We start from the raw sequence: 22,159 nt of genomic DNA, 5'->3' as shown, positions 1-22,159 counted from the left end.
CTTGGAATCAGAGAATGGACTTGCAGTGCGTGTGGTGCCACGCACGAACGCGACGTTAACGCTGCCAAGAACCTTCTCGCGCTCGGGCATGAGCGTCCTGTAGAGGGAATCTTCGCCCTTTAGGGCGGGGAGGATGTCAATTTAATAGGCGAAAAATACACAAGGCTACAAAAACCCTTGTGCAATCAGGTTTAATTACGTTTTTTTACAGGAGTGCTTTATGAGTGTGGAACTGCTAAACCAGTTGGAAGCAAAAGTTGAGTCAACAATTGAATCCCTGGAAATGCTGCGCCTGGAAATGGACGATCTAAAGCAGGAAAACACTGCTTTAAAAGAAGAGAAGGAAGCCTGGGAAGAAAAGCTGGGAGCTTTGCTGGGCAAGTTCAGCGAGATGGAAAGCTCTGCCAGCGAGACTGAAAGTGAGACCGGCAATGCAGCCGAGAGCCAGCCTCAGCAAGGCAGCAACGAGTAAACACTGTTCAATCTGGCTGAGGGATCAGCCAGCGTCCCATCAACAGCGCGTCTTCGTGTCCTTGAGTCACCCGCCCACCCGGCACATAAAGCGGGTAGTAGTTTTTTCTGCACCCGTCTTGTACAAATCCCCGCGACCGATAAAGATCAACCGCCGCCTGGTTGGATGCACGCACCTCCAGTAACATACGCTCCGCTTGTAATGAACGACTGTATTCCAGCGCCTGATCCAGCAGCATGGCTGCCATACCTCGACGCCGTTGTTCCGGTGCCACTAGCAGGTACAACAACTCCGTCTCCAGATACCCCTGCCGTAATACCAACAAAGCATTCAGCTGCTGCTGATCAAAAGCGCCCAGCACCCAATCTTGCTTCAGGCTGCTTGCCCACTGGGAAGATGTCCATGCATAAGGATCAGAACGCTCGGCCAGCTCACACACCCGCGACAGGTGTGATGTTTTAAGCCGCTGCAATTCATGCAGCAAGGGCATCAGATCACCACAGGAGAACGGGCAAAAGCAGCACGCAGACCATTATCACCCGCCTGCTGCCAGAAGTTGTGCTTAAGTTGTGGCTGTTGCAATAACTCAGACAAAGCTGGGGCGGTGTATATCTGTGGTAATGCCGCCTGACGCGAGGGTTCATTATTCAGCAGGTGGTTCAGCCGTGATCCGAACACCAACAAACCAGCCAGCTGTACCTTCTGGAAACGTGCACCAGTCAGAAAAGCCCGCAAGGCCATACTCATTTCACCTTCATCACCGGCATCCACTGGAATACCCGGCAACGGCCAGCTGAAAAACTGCTGGGCGCTGATGCCCAGTGCACCGGGATAGAGTGCCATCATCAGGTTCTGCAACAACTTGATTTCTTCCGGCTGAAGTCCGGGTTGACCCTGCAGATTTTCCATCACCAGCTGCCAACCGTTAGCCATTAACCAGACATCTACATGCAGGGGTTGCACCTGAAGCAAAGGCTCAGCAGGTTGATGTTCAACTGGCTGCGGGAGTGGAACAGGTACAACCACAGGCTCCGAAACTGGAACCTGTGTTTCAGTAGACGTTTCAGTAACAACTGTAGCAGCAGGCATCAGAGTCGCCAGCACTCGCTCACGGGCGCTGATTTTGACAGCAGGTTCAGGCCAGTCACAAGGCTGGCTGGCAGCAGCGCCTACCAGGCGAACGCGTGGCACCCACAGCTGAGTGCCCATCACCTGTAGCGCGGCATAACGCTGTTGTGCACTCAGCTGGATCAAACACCCGCTCCCTGAGGATGTTTGCGTTCCACCTGATTGTGCAGGGCGTTTAGTGCATTGATATAAGCCTTGGCTGAAGCAATCACAATATCGGTATCAGCACCCAGACCATTCACGATCCGCCCGCCACGTTCCAGGCGCACCGTCACCTCACCTTGAGAATCGGTGCCCGAGGTAATGGCGTTAACCGAGTACAACTCCAGCACGGCACCACTGTTGATGATGTTTTCAATGGCTTTATACACCGCATCCACCGGCCCGGAGCCTTCAGATTGTGCTTTTTGCTCGGTGCCTTCCACGTTCAGCACTACCTGTGCCAGAGGTGTTTCGCCGGTCTTGGACTGGACTTCCATGGCCACCAGATGCACATATTCAGCTGCGGCGGCGGCACGAGTATCCGTCACCAGTGCCTGTAAATCTTCGTCATAAATTTCGTGTTTTTTATCAGCCAGCTGTTTGAACAGGATAAAGGCGCTGTTCAACTCCTGCTCGGTGGCAAAATTGATGCCCAGCTCCTGCAGACGAGTACGGAAGGCATTACGACCTGAGTGTTTACCCAGCACAATGGCATTGGTGTGCCAACCAACATCTTGGGCTTTCATGATTTCGTAGGTTTCACGGTGTTTCAGTACACCGTCCTGATGGATGCCGGATTCGTGAGCAAAAGCATTTTTGCCAACAATGGCCTTATTGGGCTGTACAGGGAAGCCAGTCACAGTGGAAACTAGACGCGAAGTGGGCACAATGTGAATGGGTTCAATGCGTGTTTCCACATCAAACACATCCGGGCGAGTTCGCACCGCCATGACAATTTCTTCCAGTGCGGCATTACCAGCACGTTCACCCAAGCCATTAATGGTGCACTCCACCTGACGTGCCCCAGCCTGCACCGCTGCCAGCGAGTTGGCCACTGCCAGCCCCAGATCATTATGGCAATGCACTGAAAAAACCGCCTTGTGGCTGTTCGGCACTCGCTCAATCAACTGGCGGATTTGTTCAGCATACAGCTCGGGAATGGCATAACCCACAGTGTCCGGGATGTTGATGGTGCGGGCACCGGCATCAATCGCAGCCTCCACAATACGGCAGAGAAAATCCATTTCAGAACGACCGGCATCTTCACAGGAAAACTCCACATCATCCATCAGGTTACGCGCCAGTTTCACCGCTTGTACTGCCTGCTCCACCACCTGATCCGGCTGCATCTGCAGCTTGTATTTCATGTGGATCGGGCTGGTGGCAATAAAGGTGTGAATTCGACCGGATGCAGCCGGTTTAAGTGCTTCTGCTGCACGGCGGATATCGGCTTCCATGGCACGGGATAAAGAACAAACCGTGGAATCCCTCACGGCTTCAGCCACAGCTTTTACCGATAAAAAGTCACCTTTACTGGCAATTGCAAAACCTGCTTCAATCACATCCACTCGCATTTTTTCCAGCATCAGTGCAATACGCACCTTCTCATCCCGAGTCATGGAGGCACCGGGGCTCTGCTCACCATCACGCAGCGTAGTATCAAAAATAATCAGGGGTTGTTTGCTCATGGGGCAGATCTCCTCATGGAAGCCGCTACAATTAGACGACCTCCGAAACTTGGTTTGTGGCTCAAACAGAGTGACTCTAACGAAACAGAAAATGACCAGTGACTATAAACACCCCCTGCACTTTTGCCAAGAGTAGCGCAAGGGTCGGTGATTGTTACCTCCAATCACCACGCAGCTCTGTCACTACCTGTTGCAGTTTTTCAGCGCTGGCTTCATTCGGTTGTAAGGGTGCCCCGGCAACTACTTCTATCCGTGACCAGAAGCGCCGTGGCCATTTGCGAAAAGCCTGTCCCTGCGCTTTGGAAAACCAGGAGCCCCACAAACCACGCAAGGCCATTGGGATCACTGGCACCGAATGCTGCGCCAGTATTCGTTCAAGCCCTTTTTTAAAAGGCTGGATTTCACCATCGGTGGTTAACCGCCCTTCCGGGAAAATAAATACCAGTTCACCCCGCTGTAGAGCTTCACCAATTGCTGCAAAAGCGACCTGCAGGTTTTGTCGATCCACTTTTTCTGAACTGAGTGGCACAGTGCCTGCCAGTTGCAGAAAGCGTTTCAGCAATGGCAGATCATGAATCTCTTTATCAATAACAAAACGTAGTGGGCGGTGGCAGGCTCCAGCCAGCAGTAAGGCATCCACATAGCTGACATGATTGGCTACTACCAGTGCACCACCACTTTCTGGGATATGCTCCAGCCCACGATGGCGAACTCGATAAAAACTGTGTGACAACAGATAGATCAAAAAACGCAGCAGTGGATCACGCGCCTGACGTATAGCCAGTAAAGCCACCAACAAAGCGGTTAATCCATAAAAAGCAAAAAACAGCGGCAAAGAAATACCCACTACCCCCAGCAGCAGGATGCCAATTACAGCACTCAGTACCATCGCCAGTGAGTTCAGCACATTGAGAGCAGCAATCACCTGTGCACGAACCTCAACAGGTGTTTGCTGCTGGATCAGACTGTACAGAGGCACAATAAACAAACCACCGGCCATCCCTGCCAGAGTGAGATCAGCGGCCAGACGGACACCACCCAACGCAATAAACTCTGCAGCTGTGCGTAATTCCTCTGTGCTGAGCAGCGGCGGAAATTGAATGGCCTGACGGTAAAGATCAAAAGAAAACACTGCCATGCCTAGCGCACCCAGTGGTACCATACCCAGCTCGATTTTGCCGCGTGACCAGAAACCACACAAGAGTGCACCACCACCCACACCCAGCGAAAAAAGAGTGAGCAGCAGGGTGGCAACACTTTCATTGGCCATCAACACACTACGAGTAAAGTTAGGAAACTGGGTCAGATAACCTGAGCCCATAAACCAGAACCAGCTGATGGCCAGAATCGCTAAAAACACACTGCGACTGGCAACAGCCTGGCGCAGAACATTGCGGGTCTGGGAATAGATATTCCAGTTCAGTTGTAATGCAGGATCACCGGCCTTAGCTTGTGGCACCAGCAGGCTGGCAAATACCCCGATCAGGGCAAAAAACACCACTGTGGTACCAATCATCCAGGTGGATTCACCCGCCCAACCCGCCAGCAATCCACCCAGTAGAGTTCCCAGCAGAATGGCTACAAAAGTGCCCATACCGACCAGCGCATTACCTGTGACCAGTTCATTGGCGGCCAGGTGTTGTGGCAACAGGGCGTATTTAACCGGACCAAAGAGTGCGGACTGTGCACCCATCAGAAACACCAGTGCCAGCAGCAACCACCAGATCTGCAGTGTGAACGCCAGCAGCGCCACCAGCATGATCAGCAACTCCAGCTGTTTGATACGACGAATCACCAGAGATTTTTCGTATTTGTCAGCCAACTGACCAGCAATACCGGAAAACAGAAAAAACGGCAGGATGAACAATCCCGCCGCCAGATTCATCAGAATATTAATATCCAGCTGCAGCCGGTCGGCTGCAGTGAAGGTGAGGGTAAACATCAACGCAAAACGGAATACGTTATCGTTAAAGGCACCCAGCGCCTGGGTCGCAAAAAAGGGGCCAAAACGCCTTTGCAGCAATAAACCCAGACCCTGCATTGCCTTGCTCCTGTCCTGTTAAGCCCTCTATCTTGATCAACGCCGGGTGCTGGTTTCCAGTAGTTTTGCCAGCTCTTCCATCTGGTCATTCGTCAGTTCATCCAACTCTTTGCGAACGGCGAAAACCTCCTCTGGATTGAGTTGTAGACGGTCATACACCGCAGCTGGAATACGCAGCAAATTTTGCTCCCACTGAGGGGTCAGGTACTGGTTGGCCAGATACAGTAGGTTGCCGTATTTAAAATGGGGGCCGGTGTAATGCGGGTTGTGTTGCTGACGAACCGCGACACACATCTCATTGGGTAGACCCCAGGTGGTAAACAGGTAACTGGCAATTTGTTCACGAGTGATCCCAAACAGGAAGCGTTCCAGATACATGGGTGGTACATGGGGGTTGGCTTCCTGATTGCGGCAATACAGCGAGAAGTAGGGTGGAAAAACCTCGGCCAACACCAGGTAACCGAAGTTGTGTAACAAACCACCCAGATAAGCCAGCCCAGTGTAAGGACGTGACAGTGGCGGCATTTTTTTGACCAGTTTTTCCACCAGCAAAGCACGTGTTAGTGCATCTCGCCAGAAATGCCGATGCCCATGCACACCATCTTTGGGCAGACGAATCTGTCGCGACAAGGCCAAACCCAACGCCAGGTTCATGGTCAGATCAAAACCCAATATTCGGATCACTGCATCCTGAATTGAGCGGATACTACCGGGAGCACCATAATAGGGTGAGTTAGCCCAGCTGATCACCTGAGAGGCCAGGCTGGGATCCATTTCAATCACCTGCGCCAACTCGGTGCCACTGACATCTTCTTTGGCTTTAAGTGATAAAAGCCGCTGTGAGCTGAGTGGCAGAGGTGCAATTTCTATGGACTCACTCAAACGCGCCCGCACTCGCTGCTGGGTAATGGCCTCCACCGCAAAACGAATTTCTTTTTCATCCTGTTGTGGATGATCCAGGTTCGGGCGAGTTTCAGTCAGCGGTACAGAAAACTCATCCTCTTCAGCCTGTGCCACCGCAATCATCTGGCTGTATTCATCCTTGGTGAAGCGCAGCAGTTTTTCTGGATCACCTGATTCAACAAAAACCCAGTCACCTTCGAGATAACGCAAATCCACACACATCGGCATGGGTAAAATACCCGGCAATGCAGGAATCGACTTGAGCTTGATATCACGCAGCAGGGATTCACGATAATCCGGCGAGCGTGCACGCCAGTCGGTGCCACCGGAGTTCAGCTTCTGCAGATCCAGCAGGCAATGGGCAGGATAAGCCGCTTGCAGGTTAAAACCATCCACCGCCTGCAGCAGGGTGCTACGCAGCAGTTGCTTAGGTGTTGCCAGCAACCGAGGCACTCGCCGCTGCAAAAGATCATCCGATTGCAGATCCATCACAGTAAAATTTGGTTTGATTGACATTGCGCCCTGACTCATTGGCTGCTCCCGAAGATAACACTGCAAGCCGAATTAATAGCAACGGGTTAAATTTTGAATAAATATATATGACAGAATAAGCGCTAACCCGTTAAAAGTCGACCCTGCCAGGTGTTTACAAGCTGGGTTAATTGATTCTGAGTGGCTTTTTTAAACCTGCGCAAAACGTACACTTTCACCCCGCCAGCGGATCAGAATCTGTTGCGCTTTCTCTGGTGCAGTCAGCAGCAGGTTTTCTGCCAATGGACGCAGCCCTTCCAGCAGATCGGCATCCCGCTTCAGGCTGGCAATGCGTAATTCAATTTCACCTGTCTGGCGTGTGCCCAGCAACTCACCGGGTCCACGAATATCCAGATCCTTCTGGGCAATCACAAAACCATCATTGCTTTCGCGCATCACCTGTAAACGCTCCCGCCCGGTACCGGACAACGGCGGGTGATAAACCAACACACAATAACTGGCAGTAGAACCTCGCCCAACCCGCCCGCGCAACTGGTGTAATTGCGCTAACCCCAGTCGCTCGGCATTATCAATAATCATCAGACTGGCATTGGGTACATCCACACCCACCTCAATGACAGTGGTTGCCACCAGCAGCTGGTATTCACCCTGCTTAAAAGCATCCATGATCTGTTTCTTTTCAGCCGGTTTTAATCGTCCATGCACCAGCCCCACTTTTAATTCTGGCAAGGTCACCTGCAATTCCTGACAGGTGACTTCGGCGGCTTGACATTCCAGTGCTTCGGATTCTTCGATCAGAGTACAGACCCAATAAGCCTGCCGCCCTTCCAGGCAAGCATGGCGAACGCGCTCGATCACCTCCAGCCGACGGCTGTCTGGTAAGACCAGTGTAGTTACTGGAATACGTCCCGGTGGTAATTCGTCAATGATCGACACATCCAGATCGGCATAAGCACTCATGGCCAGCGTTCGGGGAATGGGGGTTGCGGTCATGATTAACTGGTGTGGCAGATAACGCCCCTGTACACCCTTGTCTCTTAAAGCTAACCGCTGATGCACACCAAAACGATGTTGTTCATCTATCACCACCAGCGCCAGCCGATCAAAAACCACCTGCTCCTGAAACAGTGCATGAGTACCAATCAGCAGATGAGTTTCACCAGAAGTCAGCCGTGTCAGCACCTCTTCACGCTGTTTGCCTTTCATTTTTCCGGCCAGCCAGTCCACCCGTAATCCCAGAGGTTCCAGCCAGCCGCACAGGTTCTGGTAGTGCTGCTCTGCCAGCAGTTCGGTGGGTGCCATCAGTGCGGCTTGATAACCACTGCCGATGGCTCGCAGGCAAGCCAGCGCAGCCACCAGGGTTTTACCGGAACCCACATCACCCTGTACCAGACGCAGCATCGGGTGGGGTGCTTGTAAATCAACATAAATCTCTTCACAGACACGCTGCTGGGCTGCGGTGGGTTTAAACGGCAAGTTTTGTAATAGCTGCTGTTCCAGCTGATTGTTGGCTGAATACAAAGTACAGGCTTGTTGCGCCCGGCTCTGTTGACGTAATAACAACATCCCCAGCTGTTGCGCCAGCAACTCTTCCAGCGCCAGTCGTCTTTGTGCCGGATGCATACCTTCCGCCAGCTGCGCTAAATCCGCATCGACAGGTGGCTGGTGCAGGTAACTAAGTGCCGCAGCAAGCTGTGGAAAGGCCTGTCCTTGTAACCAGCTTTCCGGTAATAACTCTTCGGGTGGATGGGTCTCAAGGTAAGTTAAAGCCTGCCGCATTAGTTGACGCAGGCGGTTCTGCTGCAAGCCATCGGTGATTGGATAAACAGGGGTGAGAGTTTGTTCCAGCAATGGATCAGCTGCCGATCCGTGCAAGACGCTGAACTCAGGGTGGTAAATCTCCAAGCCGGTCGCACCGGGGCGGGCTTCACCGTAACAGCGTAATTGTGTGCCGGGTTCCAGCTGTTTTTTCATCGCGACAGAAAAATGAAAAAACCTCAGACCCAGCAGGCCACTACCATCCCGGATACGCACCAGCAGGCTGCGCCTGCGTCCCTGATGGGTTTCACAGCTGACCACTTCACCCTGAACCACTGCAGTGCTGCCCACCCGTAAACTGCCCAGTGTCGCCACACGGGTGCGGTCTTCATAACGCAATGGCAGATGAAAAAGCAGTCCCTGTACATCTCGGATACCTAGGCGCGTCAGCTTTTCAGCCAGAGCCTGACCCACACCTTTCAGCTCCGTAATTGCTTTGTTCTGCAACAAGCCGGCCACCATTCTATGCTGCCCTGAACTGTGCCACCGCCTGAATCAAAGCCTCAATAGCCTTAGGCCGTGGAAAGCTGGTGCGCCATGCCAGTGCCACGCTGCGGGATGGCACCGGATCTTCAAAGGGACGGGCCAGTAAAGCATCCGGGACATACTGGCTCATACGAATGGCTGAATGGGGCAATACGGTAATACCTAACCCAGAGGCCACCATATGGCGAATGGTTTCCAGCGAACCACCTTCTGCCACCAATGACTGCTCGGGATTTTTAAGATTGGCTTCCAGCGCAGGGCAGGCTTCAAACACCTGATCCCGAAAACAATGGCCCTCACCCAGCATCAACAGTTTTTCTTTAGTGAGATCATTAATTGGAATGCTTGTACGGCCAGACCAGGAGTGGTTTTTATGGATCAGCACCTCAAAAGGCTCAGTGTAGAGACTGCGTGTTAACACATCACTTTCGGTGAATGGCAGGGCAATAATAATCGCGTCCAGCTCACCCGAACGCAGTTTGCGACGCAGCACCGCAGTGAAGTTTTCTTCGATATACAGGGGCATCTGTGGTGCCAATGCTTGCAAGGCGGGAACCAGATGAGGGAATAAATAAGGCCCGATGGTGTAAATGGCACCCATCCGCAAGGGTGAGGTCAGCTGATCCTTACCCTGATTCGCCATCTCCTTGATGGCTGATGCCTGCTCCAGAACCTTGCGTGCCTGCTCCACCACCTTTTCACCAACCGGAGTCAGCTGTACCACACTTTTACTGCGCTCAAACAGCGCCACACCCAGCTCTTCTTCCAGTTTTTTGACGGCCACACTCAGTGTGGGCTGACTGACAAAGCAACGTTCGGCAGCGTGACCAAAATGACGCTCCTGCGCCAGCGTGACGATATACTTGAGTTCTGTCAGAGTCATACTTGCATTCCACCTGCTGCGGTCATTTAAAACCCGATAAGAAAAAGTATGCAGCATTGATTTGAATAATCAAGCAAACTATTTTTAATCTCGAATAACTATTGCAGCATTCTTTTTGTGGAGAAGCACATGCGTGTATTAATACTCGGTTGTGGTGATCTGGGCAATCGCATTGGTGAAAACCTGTTGCAGCAGGATCACCTGGTTTATGGTGCACGGCGCAGCCTGCAGCGGTTGGCACCGGGCATCCAGCCGCTGGCCTGGACACTGCCGAATGATGCACCCGAACTGCCGCCACTGGACTACATCATTTACACCCTGGCCGCAGATGGATTCACACCGGATGCTTATCGGCTGGCTTATCTGGAAGGGGTTGAAACACTGATCAGCAGCCTGAAGCGACAAAAAGTCTCACCCAAACGTATCTTTTTTATCTCATCCACAGGTGTGTTTGCTCAGGAAAATGGCGAAGAGGTGGATGAAAACTCGGCTACTGAGCCGCTGGACTTTTCTGGTCAGTTGTTACTGCAAGGAGAAGAAGCCTTGTACCAGTCACCCTGGCCGGTGACTGTGCTGCGCTTTTCTGGTATTTACGGCCCAGGGCGTGAACGTATGTTGCGACAAGTACGAGCTGGTGAGTATCCAGCTGCAACACCTTTAAAGTTCTCCAACCGCATCCATATCGAAGACGGTGCACGCGCTCTGGTTCACCTGATGACGCTGGATGATCAGGGCACCCGATTACAGGAGTTGTACCTGGTCAGTGATTGTGAACCGGCGCCGCTGCAAGAGGTGACCGGCTGGCTGGCACATCAGATGGGATTAAGGGTTAAACCGGGTAAAAGTGTGCCGCAGCGGGGCGGCCACAAACGCATCAACAGCCAACGACTCAGGGATAGCGGTTTTCAGTTCCGTTATCCAAGTTACCGTGAAGGTTATGCACCACTGCTGGATGCCAACCGCTGACCAATGGCCGCCAGCACACCGGCAACATCCAGCCCACAATCCGCCAGCAGCTCTTCAGGTGTACCCTGATCCACCCAGGCATCAGGGATGCCCAGATTTAATAGTTGCGGCTGCAGGTTCTGGGCGGCAAAAAACTCGTTGATAGCACTGCCAACACCACCCATGACGGCATTTTCTTCCAGCGTGACCAGCAGTTCGTGACTGGCCGCCATCTCCAGCAACAGGGTTTCATCCAGCGGTTTAACAAAACGCAGGTTGACCAGTGTGGCATCCAGTTGTTCAGCCACTTCAGCCGCTACCGGCACCAAACTACCCAGCGCCAGCAGAGCCACTTTTTTACCCTGGCGTCGTACCTCAGCCTTGCCCAGTGGCAGGCTCTCCAATGTTTTGTTGATGGTCACTCCCGGCCCGGTGCCACGCGGGTAACGCACAGCGGCTGGCCCCGGATAGTGGTAACCGGTGGTCAGCATCTGACGGCATTCGTTTTCATCCGCTGGCGCCATAATCAGCATATCCGGCACACAACGCAGGAACGATAGATCCAGTGTGCCGTGATGAGTCGGGCCATCTTCACCCACCAGTCCGGCACGGTCAATGGCAAATAACACGTCCAGCTTTTGCACCGCCACGTCGTGAATCAGCTGATCATAAGCCCGCTGCAGAAAGGTGGAATAAATGGCGACGACCGGCTTCATGCCCTCACAGGCCATGCCTGCTGCCAGGGTCACTGCGTGTTGTTCAGCAATGGCCACATCAAAATACCGCTCAGGATATTCGCGGGAAAACCGCACCAGATCCGACCCTTCCCGCATCGCCGGTGTGATGCCCAGCAGGCGTGAATCTTCCGCCGCCATGTCACACAACCACTGACCAAACACATTGGAGTATTTTGGTTTTTTGGTCAGTGGCTTTTCATCAACAGGCTGCACGGGTTTTTCCAGTTTGGTCAGTGCGTGGTAACCAATCGGGTCAGCCTCCGCGGGTATAAATCCTTTGCCTTTTTTGGTCACCAGATGCAAAAACTGCGGGCCTTTTAGATGCTTCAGGCGTTTTAAGGTGGCACGCAATTCCGGTAGATCATGACCATCAATCGGACCGATGTAGTTAAAACCCAGCTCTTCAAACAGGGTGCCGGGTGTCACCAGAGATTTAACTTGTTCTTCCGTCTTGCGCGCCAGCTCCCAGGCCAGTGGCAATTTTGACAACACCTTGCGACTGCCTTCACGCAGCTGGTTATAGGGTTCACTGACCAGCAAGCGTGACAGGTAGGTTGCCAGACCACCCACATTCTCGGAGATCGACATTTCGTTATCATTCAGAATAACCAGCAGGTTGGCATTCACATGCCCGGCATGAGTCAGCGCTTCAAACGCCATACCGGCCGTTAATGCACCATCACCAATTACTGCCACACTGCGACGTTTACTGCCCTGCGCCTTTGCCGCAATCGCCATGCCCAGCGCCGCACTGATGGAGGTGCTGGAATGCCCAACACCAAAAGCATCGTAAGCAGATTCACTGCGTTTTGGAAAAGCCGCCACACCGTTTTTCTGGCGAATGGTCAGCAGGGATTCTTTACGCCCGGTCAGGATTTTATGCGGATAAGCCTGATGCCCAACATCCCAGATCAGACGGTCTTCCGGGGTATTAAACACTGCATGCAAAGCGACTGTTAACTCCACCACCCCCAGACCAGCACCAAAGTGCCCACCCGTCTGGCTGACTGACCAGAGCAGCCAGGCACGAACCTCGCGGGCAAGTTGCACCAGTTGGCGATCAGACATGGATTTCAGATCAGCCGGTGACTGGATGCCATCCAGCAGAGGCGTTGTCGGTGTTTGTGTTGGCAGTGCATCAAACATTAGCGAGGTGCTCGTTAAAAATTGCGGCTGATAGACCAAGCCGCCAGCTCTCGCAGGCAGTCCCAGTCACCCGGCAGGTTGTTCAGGCATTCACAGGCGTGTTCAACCAGAGCCAGGGCTTTCTGCTCTGCACCTTCCACACCCAGCAGACCCGGATAGGTCGCCTTGTGCAACAAGGCATCCGCACCGGTTTTTTTACCCAGCAGTGCCGCATCACCCTTGATATCCAGCAGATCATCCTGCACCTGAAACGCCAGCCCCAGTGCAGCAGCATAAGTATCCAGCGTGTTCAGAGTGGTTGCCGTGGCACCTGCCGTCAGTGCACCCATACGCACAGCAGCGCGAATCAAAGCACCTGTTTTGTGGTTGTGCAACTGTTCCAGTTGTTCCAGCGTCAGCTGTTGTCCTTCACCCTGCAGATCCAGCATCTGACCGGCCACCATACCTCGGGTACCACTGGCTTGTGCCAGAGTTTGCACCAGTGCCAGCGCAGCGGGTTGTTGATCATCGGCCAGCACTTCAAAAGCCAGCGTCTGTAAAGCATCACCGGTCAGGATTGCAGTGGCTTCATCAAAGGCTTTGTGACAGGTGGGGCGACCACGACGCAGATCATCATCATCCATCGCGGGCAGATCATCATGCACCAGTGAATAAGCATGGATCAGTTCCACCGCCATGGCTGGACGATCACAGGATTCCGGGGAGGCACCCAGCGCTTGCCCGGTGGCATACACCAATAATGGGCGCAGGCGTTTACCACCATTTAACAGGCTGTAGCTGAGTGCTTCCTGCAATAATGGGCTGCAACCTGCTGTATCCGCAAGCAGCCCTGTCAGCGCTGCATCAACACGCGTAGCATAAATTTCCGTGAGTTGTTTCAGCTGCATCAGGTGTCACCGGCTTCTGGCTTAAAACTGAGCGGCTCAAAACTGACCTGACCCTGTTGCTCCTGCAGACGGTAAACACGTTGTTCCGCCTCGGCCAGCTGTTGCTGACAAAGACGCGACAGGCGCACACCTTCTTCATAAGCCTGCAAGGAGTCTTCCAGTGATAACTCACCGGACTCCATACGGGTCACCAGATTTTCCAGCTGTTGCATCAGCTGTTCAAAGCGGGGTTGTTCAGCAGCCAAAACCTATCTCCCTTCAGATATCCAGCATTTTACCCGGATTCATGATCTGGTTGGGATCAAAAGCCTGTTTGATGGCTTTCATGTAGGCAATTTCTTCCAGACTGCGGCTGAAATGCAGAAAGTCCTTTTTCACCAGACCAACACCGTGTTCAGCGGAAACACTGCCGCCGTAGGCCTGAGTGATGGTAAATACCTTGTCACTGACATGGTGGCACTGCTCAAAAAACGCGTCTTTATCCATGTCTTTGGGTTTGAGGATATTCAGGTGCAGGTTGCCATCACCGATATGACCAAACCAGACAATCTCAAAACCGGGGTAGGTTTCTTCAACAAAGGTGTCCACTTCTTTCAGGAACTCGGGCACCCGCGAGACCACCACCGCCAGATCATTCTTGTAGGGTGTTTCGTGGCTGATAGTTTCGGAGATAAATTCGCGCAGACTCCAGAGGTTACGCAGCTGGGTTTCGTTCTGGCTAATCACACCATCTTCTACCCAGCCGGACTCCATGCAGTGTTCAAACACCTGCATGGCAGTGTCCATCACCTCTTCGTTTTCTGCTTCAAATTCCAGCAAGGCATAATAGGGTGTGACGGTATCAAACGGGCGCTGCAGCTGGTGATGAGCCGTGACTTTTGACAAGGCGTTTTCCGAGAAAAACTCAAACGCGGTCAGATCCATACGGCTCTGGAAGGATTTCAGCACTTCCATCACATCCTGCATGGTTGGTGCGCCCAGCACCATCACTGTCAAATTTCTGGGTGTACGGGTCAGCTTGATGGTGGCTTCGGTGATGATGCCCAGCGTGCCCTCAGCACCAATGAACAGGTGGCGCAGATCATAACCGGTGTTGTTTTTGATCAGACCCTTGTTCAGATCCAGTACTTCACCCTTGCCGGTCACCACTTTTAATCCCAGCACCCAGTCACGGGTCATGCCGTATTTGATGACCTTGATGCCACCGGCGTTGGTGGAGATATTACCGCCGATCTGACTGGAGCCAGCCGAGGCAAAATCCACCGGATAATACAGCCCTTGCTCTTCGGCAAACTGCTGCAACTGTTCGGTGATCATGCCCGCCTGCACCGTGACACTGCGATCCACCGCATTAAACTCAACCACCTTGTTCATGTAATCCATGACCAGTACCAGCTCATCATTGGCCGCCACGGCACCAGCCGATAAACCGGTACGACCACCAGAGGGCACTAGCGCAATGTGATGCTCATTGGCAAACTTCACTATGGCCTGCACATCCTCGGTACTGCGAGGAAAGGCAATGGCACGAGGACGAGGGGTATGGATTTTAGTCCAGTCCCGTCCATAAATATCCAGGGCTTCACCATCCAGGCGAACTCGATCCACTCCGATCAGGGCTTCAACGGCTTGTTTGATTTGCTCAGGGGTCATTACAGCGGCTCTTTATATAAGGTCAGAATTGAATGCAATAATGAAAAAATGCAGGTTCATCCAGCGTTAAATTCACCTGCGGATTCATTGCCCAGGGGCTGTTTATTGATCATGTTATGGTAACATAGCTCCCTTCTGGCTGGCTTGCCCGCCCGCATTTTTTTCCACCTTGCATCTCCATCAGGACTCAGGCTTCTCATGTCTAAAACATCACTTGATAAAAGCAAGATCAAGATCCTGCTGCTTGAAGGCGTTCACCAGACCGCAGTCGACAACTTCAAGGCCAATGGTTACACCAACATTGAATACCATCCCAAATCCCTGCCGGAAGCCGAGTTGCTGAAAGTGGTGGAAGATGCCCACTTTATTGGTATTCGTTCCCGCACCCAGCTGACGGAAGAAGTGTTTGCTGCTGCTAAAAAACTCGTTGCGGTGGGTTGTTTCTGCATCGGCACCAATCAGGTGGAGCTGTATTCCGCGCTGATCCGGGGTATTCCTGTGTTTAACGCGCCCTATTCCAATACTCGTTCGGTAGCAGAACTGGTGCTGGGTGAAATGATCATGCTGATGCGTGGCATCCCGCACAAAAATGCCGTTTGCCATCGTGGTGGCTGGGTCAAATCAGCCGAAGGCAGTTATGAGTTACGTGGCAAAAAGCTGGGTATTATCGGTTACGGCAATATCGGCTCACAGCTGTCGGTACTGGCTGAAAGCCTGGGCATGGAAGTGCTGTATTACGATGTAGTCACCAAGTTGCCACTGGGTAATGCCCGTCAGGTTGAAACCATGGATGAACTGCTGGCCATGTCTGATGTGGTCACCCTGCATGTACCAGAGCTGGATTCCACCAAGTGGATGTTTGCTGCCGAACAGCTGAAAAAGATGAAACCCGGTGCCCACCTGATCAACGCCTCACGCGGTAGTGTAGTGGTGATTGAAGATCTGGCCGACGTACTTAAATCCGGTCATGTCGGTGGAGCAGCCATTGATGTGTTCCCAGTTGAACCCCGTGGTAATGATGATGAATTCATCAGCCCGCTGCGTGGTCTGGACAACGTGATTCTGACACCCCACATCGGTGGCTCCACACTGGAGGCTCAGGCCAACATCGGTAAAGAAGTGTCCGAAAAGCTGATCCGTTACAGCGACAACGGCACCACCACCTTTGCGGTGAACTTCCCGGAAGTAGCCTTGCCTTCGCACCCCGGCAAACACCGCCTGCTGCACATTCACGAAAACGTGCCGGGTGTGCTGTCAGAAATCAACCGTGTGCTGTCTGAAAACGAAATCAACATTTGCAGCCAGTACCTGCAGACCAACGAAAAAGTGGGTTATGTAGTGGTGGATGTGGATCGTGAATACAGCCAGCAAGCACTGGAAGCTCTGAAACACGTCAAAGGCACCATCCGCAGTCGTGTACTGTTCTGATATTCAGAACGGCTGATAAAACCCGCTACGGCGGGTTTTTTTGTGGAAAAAATTACAACCACTCTACAGTGTGAGCACCTCAAACCCAACAATCTGCCGCTCCGCTCGGGAAAACTCCACGCCAATCAAATGCACAGTCTGACCTGCTACACGGTATTTTTCGGCGTAGCCTTTCTGCTGTATCTGAACCAGTGCCTTGCCTTCAGACTGTTTATCCACCACTTTAAACTCAAACAGCCAATGCTGATCTGCATGATGGACGGTCATATCCACTCGCCCACTGCGGCAGCTGTCTTCTACGGTAATGTCCAGACCCAGTGCAGCAAAATGACTGTAAAAAACACTGGCGTAATAACCTTCATAACCGGCTATCGGATTTTTGCGGTGCCAATCGTGGGGGATAGCTTCAAACAGGGCTTTCAGATGGACTTCCAGCTGAGCGGCATCCCCAACTTGCAGCGCCTTCAGCACATTAAGACCACTGTTAAGGGAAGCCTGCGACGGCACACCCAAAGCAGGCAACAGGGCGCGATTTAAACTCGCCTCCACCTCCCGGTTAGGGTAGCCCAGGGTATATACCCAGTAACCGGTGATTGGCTGATCTATTTTATGCAGGGTGAGGTAACCCGTCTGAAACAGTAACGCCTCAGTGCTGATATCCTCAACATCAAAGCGACTGAGCAGCTCCTCATTGGCTTGCCACTGCTCCAGGTTCGGAGTAAAAACACCCCGCTCGCTCAACAGCTGAATCAGGAAAGTCGGTGTACCCGTTTCAAACCAGTAAGGTCGAAAATCTCGCTTTTGAAACAGCAACAATAGATCAAAAGGGTTATAAACCGAAGTGCCGCCCCAGTTGTAACCGTTATACCAGTCACGGATTTTAACGCGATCCAGCCCCGGCAGCTCCGGTGCAAAAGTGGTGTCCAGATCAGCATCGGTATAACCACAAATATCCGAATAACGGGCATCCATTGTAATGTCGTTCAGATTGTTGAGGCCGGAAAACAGACTGACCTTGCTGAACTTGGAGACGCCGGTTAAAAACACAAAACGCAGATAAGCATCACTGTCTTTCAAGACGGAATACAGATTACGCAAACCATCCCGCATCGCCCGTGCCTGTTCGGGCTGATGCAGGTTATCCAGAATCGGTTTGTCATATTCGTCAATCAGCACAACGGCTCTGGCTTGATGCTGTTCGGATGCTCTACGGATCAGCTCACTAAAACGCCCCGATAGGCTTTCATGCTGAAAGGTGACACTTAAGCGTTCGGCGTGATCATTCAGCTGTTCGATAATCATCTGCTCCAGAGCCTCCGGCGAATGCAGCACACCACTGCCAAAACTCAACCGAATCACTGGATATTTTTTTGACCAGTCCCACTGCTGCTCTGCAGCCAAGCCTTTAAACAAGGGTTTGTTGCCTTCAAATAGCTCTTTCAAGGTATCCAGAAACAAGCTTTTGCCAAAGCGGCGTGGACGGGAAAGAAAATAGTACTTGCCCTCCTGCACCAACCTAAAAGCGATTGCAGTTTTATCCACATAATAGTGGTTATCCTCTCGCATCTCACGAAAGGTCTGGATACCAATAGGGAGCTTTTTTTGCATTTAATACCTGCCCGTTGGCAACAAAATGGAAAGAGTGGTTATTTTTTCAGCTGCTCATCCATACGCCGGGCTGCTGCATCTGCTTCACGTTGCAGGCGGTCAATTCGCTGTTCTTCCCTGCTTTGTTCATAAGCCGCTCTGCGTTCCTGTTCTGCCCGATCAACCGATGAGCAACCACCCAGCAACATCAGTCCAGCCATTAACATCAGCACCCCAATTGTCTTTTTCATTTGTCACTCCTTGTTATGAACCTCAAGATCAAGCCAGGCATCCAGAGCTTCAAACACCGGTGTGCGCTGTATGACCGCTTCGTTTAACAGCTGATGTGCGCCCTGCTCAATCAGCACCGTTTTTGCCTGCGGCAACAGCCGATGCAGCACGCTCAGATTATATTGCCAGTCCACTGTTGTATCCTCATCCCCCTGCAAAATCAAGGGTGCGGCAGCCACCGCTTTTGCCTGCTCCACTTGCGGAACCCAGCGCGTCAGCGCACTCACCCACGTCAGTGGCAGCTCGTGGCTCTGCAAGGGGTCTTTTTCATGCACAAAACGCAGAAAAGCCTCATCGTGTGAGTTAACACGAAACTTTCTAGGCAGCCGTCGGATAAACAGACGCACCAACCACAACCAGCGCGTCACGCTGTGCCAGGCTACAGGACGAATCAAAGGGGCAATCAGCGCCACCTGATCAAAGCGGTTATCGGTCAGCAAATGCTCCAGCGCTATGGCACCGCCAGTTGAAAAACCGCTGAGCAACCAAGGACGGGGGAAATTCTGTTGTTCCAGCTGCTCCAACAGCAAACTCAGCAACTGCTGATAACGGGCAAAATCACGGATACTGGCTCGGGCACCACTGGATAATCCATGGCCGGGTAGATCAACGGTGAGATAACAGAACTTTTTTTCCAGCACCCAGCGCTGCAAGGAGGGGTAACTGGCACCATGGTCGTAATACCCATGCAGATGCAGCAGAGTGCCTTGTGGTTTGACCGGTCGAAAAGCCTGAGTCCAGATGTAATCATCACCCAGTCGCAGCCAACCTGCACGAGCCGCAGCCATACCTTTCGCTGGATCACGGGTCAGCTGATAAAAATCCAGATACTCACTGAGGTCATCCGGCAGATTGTTGACCCAGCCTGCTGATGCAAAGGAATCCGGCCAGAGCCTGAGACGAATCTTGAAATTCGGATGTGCCACTTGTACTTCCTCAGCAATTCAGGTGAAAAACAAGATTCTACCTTCTTCGCCTAAAGGCAGGGTGTATTTCACTCTGGAATCCTGTATCTTCTTGCCTCACAAACCCATGACTTCTTGAAAATTTACTACAAAACCCCGCGCTTTAGCAGATTTTTAGCGTAGTTTTGCAGAGTTTCAGAACCAAGAAACCAACTAATAAACCAAAGTAAGAGGCGATTTTACATGACTGATCGCGTTCAAATCGGCGGACTTCAGGTCGCCAAGACGCTTTACACTTTTATTAATGAACAAGCCATCCCCGGTAGCGAAATTACAAGCGACGCTTTCTGGGCGGGACTGGACACTCTGGTTCATGAACTGGCTCCCAAAAATCGCGCCCTTTTACAAAAGCGTGACGATCTGCAGGCCAAAATTGATGCCTGGCACAAGGCCAATAAAGGCAGTTTTGATCTGACTGCCTACAAACAATTTCTGACTGAAATTGGTTATCTGGTACCGGAAGGTGAAGACTTCCAGGCCAGCACCACCAAGGTTGATTCCGAAATTGCCCGGCAGGCGGGTGCTCAGCTGGTGGTTCCGGTGATGAATGCCCGTTTTGCCCTGAATGCAGCCAATGCACGCTGGGGCAGCCTGTATGATGCACTGTATGGCACCGACGCCCTGCCAGAAGACAAGGGCGCGGAAAGAGGCCCAGGTTACAACCCGGTTCGCGGTGAAAAGGTGATTGCTTTTGCCCGTGACTTCCTGGATCAGAGTGCTCCGCTGGAAGGCGCCAGCCATAAAGAAGCCACTGGTTATGCCATTGCTGATGATCGGCTGCAAGTCAGTCTGAACAACGGCAACACCACTGGCTTGCAAAATCCGGCTCAGTTGAAAGGTTTTACCGGTGAAGCCAGCAGCCCGACCGGCATTCTGCTGCAGCACCACGGCCTGCATTTTGAAATCCAGATCGATCGTAACCACCACATCGGCCAGACCGATGCAGCGGGTGTTAAGGATCTGCTGATGGAGGCGGCTCTGACTACCATCATGGACTTCGAAGACTCAGTGGCCGCTGTTGATGCTGAAGACAAAATCCTTGCTTACAGCAACTGGCTGGGACTGATGACCGGCAAGCTGTCTGAACAAGTCAGCAAGGGCGGACAAACCTTCACTCGCACCATGAATGAAGACCGTGCCTACACCAGCCCAACCAGGGACAGCTTCTTAGTCCTGCCGGGACGCTCCCTAATGTTTGTGCGCAACGTCGGCCATCTGATGACCAATCCGGCCATCCTGTTAAAAGATGGTTCCGAGATTCCTGAAGGCATTATGGATTGTGCTGTCACCACCCTGATTGCCAAGCAGGATCTGCTGGGACTGGGCAAGTTCTGCAACTCTCGCAGTGGCAGTATGTACATCGTAAAACCAAAAATGCACGGCCCGGAAGAAGTAGCATTTGCCAACGAACTCTTCGGACGTGTGGAAGACCTGCTGGGGCTAGAGCGCTTCACCCTGAAAATGGGCATCATGGATGAAGAACGTCGCACCACCGTTAACCTGAAAGAGTGCATTCGTGCTGCCAAAGATCGTGTGGCCTTTATCAACACTGGCTTCCTTGATCGTACCGGTGATGAAATCCACACCTCTATGGAAGCGGGCCCGATGATCCGCAAGGGAGAAATGAAAACCTCCAGCTGGATTCAGGCTTATGAACAGTGGAACGTGGACATTGGCCTGAGCTGTGGCCTGAAAGGCCGTGCCCAGATTGGCAAGGGCATGTGGGCCATGCCGGATCTGATGGGTGAAATGCTGAAGCAGAAAATTGCTCATCCCAAGGCCGGTGCCAACACTGCCTGGGTGCCTTCTCCCACTGCAGCTGCCCTGCACGCCCTGCATTACCATCAGGTGAATGTGGCAGACGTACAGGAAAAACTGAAATCCCGTGAGCGTGCCAATCTGGACGATATCCTCACCATTCCCGTGGCTGAAAACCCCAGCTGGACTGCAGCGGAAATCCAGCAGGAACTGGACAACAATGCCCAGGGCATTCTGGGTTATGTGGTGCGCTGGGTTGATCAGGGTGTGGGCTGCTCCAAAGTGCCGGATATCAACAACATCGGCCTGATGGAAGATCGAGCCACACTGCGAATCTCCAGCCAGCACATTGCCAACTGGTTGCATCACGGCGTCTGCAGCAAAGAGCAGGTGATGGAAACCCTGCAACGCATGGCAAAAGTAGTGGATGAGCAGAATGCTGCTGATCCGTTGTACCGCCCGATGCATGGCAACTTTGAACGCTCGATCGCTTTTCAGGCTGCGCTGGAACTGGTCATTGAAGGTTGTGTTCAGCCCAGTGGTTACACTGAGCCGGTTCTGCACCGCCGCCGCTTACAGCTGAAAGCTCAGGGTTAAACACCTGCAGTTAACAGCAAGCGAGCAGGAGGGGGAGTTACCTCCCCCCCTGCAACCCTCGTCAGGAGTTTTTTCTATAGGCTGGTTATTGCCTCTGGGCTGAAACTCAGCACCGTTCGCCAAAGCATCCCCGCAAGCAAGAGCCAAGAAACCACCCACCGTTTGAGGAGCTTTGCAACTACGGTGCTATTGCATCATGAAACTGTCTGAACCATTGTACTACAAGGCACGCTTTCAGATTGAGTTCTTGTTCCGGGATGCCAAACAGTTCC

General features: G+C 52.5%; 19 protein-coding genes. 5 read left to right on the top strand and 14 right to left on the bottom strand.

Translation table 11 applies throughout. The annotated features are described in order from the left end of the window. The first annotated feature begins 6 nt into the window (after nucleotides 1-6). Entirely contained in the window at nucleotides 7-123 is a 117-nt protein-coding gene (locus IBX50_RS20710; protein WP_366930703.1) for a zinc ribbon domain-containing protein, read from the top strand. 97 nt (nucleotides 124-220) lie between these two features. Beyond that, nucleotides 221-472: a cell division protein ZapB gene (gene zapB, locus IBX50_RS08470; RefSeq protein WP_292255020.1), complete on the top strand. Its 252-nt coding sequence runs from the start codon at nucleotides 221-223 to the stop codon at nucleotides 470-472. A 7-nt stretch (nucleotides 473-479) separates the two neighbouring features. Here the strand turns inward: zapB and IBX50_RS08465 are convergent, their stop codons facing one another. The 7 genes from IBX50_RS08465 to IBX50_RS08435 form a co-directional block, all read right to left on the bottom strand. Continuing rightward, entirely contained in the window at nucleotides 480-962 is a 483-nt protein-coding gene (locus tag IBX50_RS08465; RefSeq protein WP_292255018.1) for a GNAT family N-acetyltransferase, read from the bottom strand. After that, complete coding sequence (locus IBX50_RS08460; protein WP_292255016.1) at nucleotides 962-1,726, bottom strand: hypothetical protein; 765 nt, start codon at nucleotides 1,724-1,726, stop codon at nucleotides 962-964. Before IBX50_RS08460 ends, IBX50_RS08465 begins: the two co-directional genes overlap by 1 nt. Next, a complete protein-coding gene (locus IBX50_RS08455) occupies nucleotides 1,723-3,270 on the bottom strand; it encodes a 2-isopropylmalate synthase (RefSeq protein ID WP_292255014.1) in 1,548 nt (515 codons plus the stop codon). Before IBX50_RS08455 ends, IBX50_RS08460 begins: the two co-directional genes overlap by 4 nt. A 154-nt stretch (nucleotides 3,271-3,424) precedes the next feature. Continuing rightward, the gene (locus IBX50_RS08450; RefSeq protein WP_292255012.1) at nucleotides 3,425-5,311 is read right to left on the bottom strand and encodes an MFS transporter; all 1,887 of its coding nucleotides are present in this window, start codon (nucleotides 5,309-5,311) and stop codon (nucleotides 3,425-3,427) included. A 36-nt stretch (nucleotides 5,312-5,347) separates the two neighbouring features. Continuing rightward, entirely contained in the window at nucleotides 5,348-6,745 is a 1,398-nt protein-coding gene (locus IBX50_RS08445; RefSeq protein ID WP_292255011.1) for an HDOD domain-containing protein, read from the bottom strand. Between the two features lie 150 nt (nucleotides 6,746-6,895). Next, nucleotides 6,896-8,986: an ATP-dependent DNA helicase RecG gene (gene recG / locus IBX50_RS08440; RefSeq protein WP_292255010.1), complete on the bottom strand. Its 2,091-nt coding sequence runs from the start codon at nucleotides 8,984-8,986 to the stop codon at nucleotides 6,896-6,898. 1 nt (nucleotide 8,987) lies between these two features. Continuing rightward, nucleotides 8,988-9,893 carry a hydrogen peroxide-inducible genes activator gene (locus IBX50_RS08435; RefSeq protein ID WP_292255008.1) on the bottom strand — a complete coding sequence of 302 codons (906 nt, stop codon included), beginning with the start codon at nucleotides 9,891-9,893 and terminating at the stop codon, nucleotides 8,988-8,990. A gap of 129 nt (nucleotides 9,894-10,022) precedes the next feature. Between IBX50_RS08435 and IBX50_RS08430 the strand changes: the two genes are divergently transcribed. Then, nucleotides 10,023-10,859 carry a sugar nucleotide-binding protein gene (locus tag IBX50_RS08430; protein WP_292255006.1) on the top strand — a complete coding sequence of 279 codons (837 nt, stop codon included), beginning with the start codon at nucleotides 10,023-10,025 and terminating at the stop codon, nucleotides 10,857-10,859. On the opposite strand, the gene dxs is transcribed toward IBX50_RS08430, so the two are convergent. The 4 genes from dxs to IBX50_RS08410 are packed head-to-tail and all read right to left on the bottom strand — an operon-like array spanning nucleotide 10,829 to nucleotide 15,261. Then, entirely contained in the window at nucleotides 10,829-12,721 is a 1,893-nt protein-coding gene (dxs, locus tag IBX50_RS08425; RefSeq protein WP_292255004.1) for a 1-deoxy-D-xylulose-5-phosphate synthase, read from the bottom strand. The genes IBX50_RS08430 and dxs overlap by 31 nt on opposite strands. A 14-nt stretch (nucleotides 12,722-12,735) precedes the next feature. Next, a complete protein-coding gene (gene ispA, locus IBX50_RS08420) occupies nucleotides 12,736-13,608 on the bottom strand; it encodes a (2E,6E)-farnesyl diphosphate synthase (protein WP_292255003.1) in 873 nt (290 codons plus the stop codon). Further along, nucleotides 13,608-13,853 (bottom strand): exodeoxyribonuclease VII small subunit, encoded by a 246-nt coding sequence (locus tag IBX50_RS08415; RefSeq protein WP_292255002.1) that lies wholly within the window; start codon nucleotides 13,851-13,853, stop codon nucleotides 13,608-13,610. Before IBX50_RS08415 ends, ispA begins: the two co-directional genes overlap by 1 nt. Before the next feature lie 13 nt (nucleotides 13,854-13,866). Then, nucleotides 13,867-15,261 (bottom strand): FAD-binding oxidoreductase, encoded by a 1,395-nt coding sequence (locus IBX50_RS08410; protein WP_292255001.1) that lies wholly within the window; start codon nucleotides 15,259-15,261, stop codon nucleotides 13,867-13,869. 198 nt (nucleotides 15,262-15,459) lie between these two features. Here IBX50_RS08410 and serA point away from each other — a divergent pair, with 198 nt between their 5' ends. Continuing rightward, on the top strand, nucleotides 15,460-16,689 hold the full coding sequence (serA, locus tag IBX50_RS08405; protein WP_292255000.1) for a phosphoglycerate dehydrogenase: 1,230 nt from the start codon (nucleotides 15,460-15,462) through the stop codon (nucleotides 16,687-16,689). A gap of 63 nt (nucleotides 16,690-16,752) precedes the next feature. On the opposite strand, the gene IBX50_RS08400 is transcribed toward serA, so the two are convergent. From IBX50_RS08400 to IBX50_RS08390, 3 genes are read right to left on the bottom strand one after another with little or no spacing between them, the layout of a single operon-like run. Continuing rightward, nucleotides 16,753-18,297 (bottom strand): ATP-binding protein, encoded by a 1,545-nt coding sequence (locus IBX50_RS08400; protein ID WP_292254999.1) that lies wholly within the window; start codon nucleotides 18,295-18,297, stop codon nucleotides 16,753-16,755. Between the two features lie 38 nt (nucleotides 18,298-18,335). Further along, the gene (locus IBX50_RS08395) at nucleotides 18,336-18,527 is read right to left on the bottom strand and encodes a hypothetical protein (protein ID WP_292254998.1); all 192 of its coding nucleotides are present in this window, start codon (nucleotides 18,525-18,527) and stop codon (nucleotides 18,336-18,338) included. Between the two features lie 3 nt (nucleotides 18,528-18,530). Continuing rightward, nucleotides 18,531-19,493, bottom strand: a complete 963-nt coding sequence (locus IBX50_RS08390; protein ID WP_292254997.1) for an alpha/beta hydrolase — start codon at nucleotides 19,491-19,493, stop codon at nucleotides 18,531-18,533. A 222-nt stretch (nucleotides 19,494-19,715) separates the two neighbouring features. On the opposite strand from IBX50_RS08390, the gene IBX50_RS08385 reads away from it, so the two are divergent. Beyond that, nucleotides 19,716-21,887 carry a malate synthase G gene (locus IBX50_RS08385; RefSeq protein WP_292254996.1) on the top strand — a complete coding sequence of 724 codons (2,172 nt, stop codon included), beginning with the start codon at nucleotides 19,716-19,718 and terminating at the stop codon, nucleotides 21,885-21,887. The last annotated feature ends 272 nt before the right edge of the window (nucleotides 21,888-22,159 follow it).

It is taken from the genome of Marinospirillum sp., assembly GCF_014859565.1.
The sequence above is the reverse complement of the archived record's forward strand: the minus strand, read 5'-3'. Positions and strand labels throughout refer to the sequence as shown.

What these genes read in the sequence shown, in the direction of transcription:
- IBX50_RS08455 (WP_292255014.1), bottom strand. Translation starts at nt 3,270, where the DNA reads ATGAGCAAACAACCCCTGATTATTTTTGATACTACGCTGCGTGATGGT.
- IBX50_RS08450 (WP_292255012.1), bottom strand. Translation starts at nt 5,311, where the DNA reads ATGCAGGGTCTGGGTTTATTGCTGCAAAGGCGTTTTGGCCCCTTTTTT.
- IBX50_RS08400 (WP_292254999.1), bottom strand. Translation starts at nt 18,297, where the DNA reads ATGCAAAAAAAGCTCCCTATTGGTATCCAGACCTTTCGTGAGATGCGA.
- dxs (WP_292255004.1), bottom strand. Translation starts at nt 12,721, where the DNA reads ATGTTTGATGCACTGCCAACACAAACACCGACAACGCCTCTGCTGGAT.
- IBX50_RS08410 (WP_292255001.1), bottom strand. Translation starts at nt 15,261, where the DNA reads ATGACCCCTGAGCAAATCAAACAAGCCGTTGAAGCCCTGATCGGAGTG.
- IBX50_RS08445 (WP_292255011.1), bottom strand. Translation starts at nt 6,745, where the DNA reads ATGAGTCAGGGCGCAATGTCAATCAAACCAAATTTTACTGTGATGGAT.
- IBX50_RS08435 (WP_292255008.1), bottom strand. Translation starts at nt 9,893, where the DNA reads ATGACTCTGACAGAACTCAAGTATATCGTCACGCTGGCGCAGGAGCGT.
- zapB (WP_292255020.1), top strand. Translation starts at nt 221, where the DNA reads ATGAGTGTGGAACTGCTAAACCAGTTGGAAGCAAAAGTTGAGTCAACA.
- IBX50_RS08430 (WP_292255006.1), top strand. Translation starts at nt 10,023, where the DNA reads ATGCGTGTATTAATACTCGGTTGTGGTGATCTGGGCAATCGCATTGGT.
- recG (WP_292255010.1), bottom strand. Translation starts at nt 8,986, where the DNA reads ATGGTGGCCGGCTTGTTGCAGAACAAAGCAATTACGGAGCTGAAAGGT.
- ispA (WP_292255003.1), bottom strand. Translation starts at nt 13,608, where the DNA reads ATGCAGCTGAAACAACTCACGGAAATTTATGCTACGCGTGTTGATGCA.
- IBX50_RS08465 (WP_292255018.1), bottom strand. Translation starts at nt 962, where the DNA reads ATGCCCTTGCTGCATGAATTGCAGCGGCTTAAAACATCACACCTGTCG.
- serA (WP_292255000.1), top strand. Translation starts at nt 15,460, where the DNA reads ATGTCTAAAACATCACTTGATAAAAGCAAGATCAAGATCCTGCTGCTT.
- IBX50_RS08395 (WP_292254998.1), bottom strand. Translation starts at nt 18,527, where the DNA reads ATGAAAAAGACAATTGGGGTGCTGATGTTAATGGCTGGACTGATGTTG.
- IBX50_RS08385 (WP_292254996.1), top strand. Translation starts at nt 19,716, where the DNA reads ATGACTGATCGCGTTCAAATCGGCGGACTTCAGGTCGCCAAGACGCTT.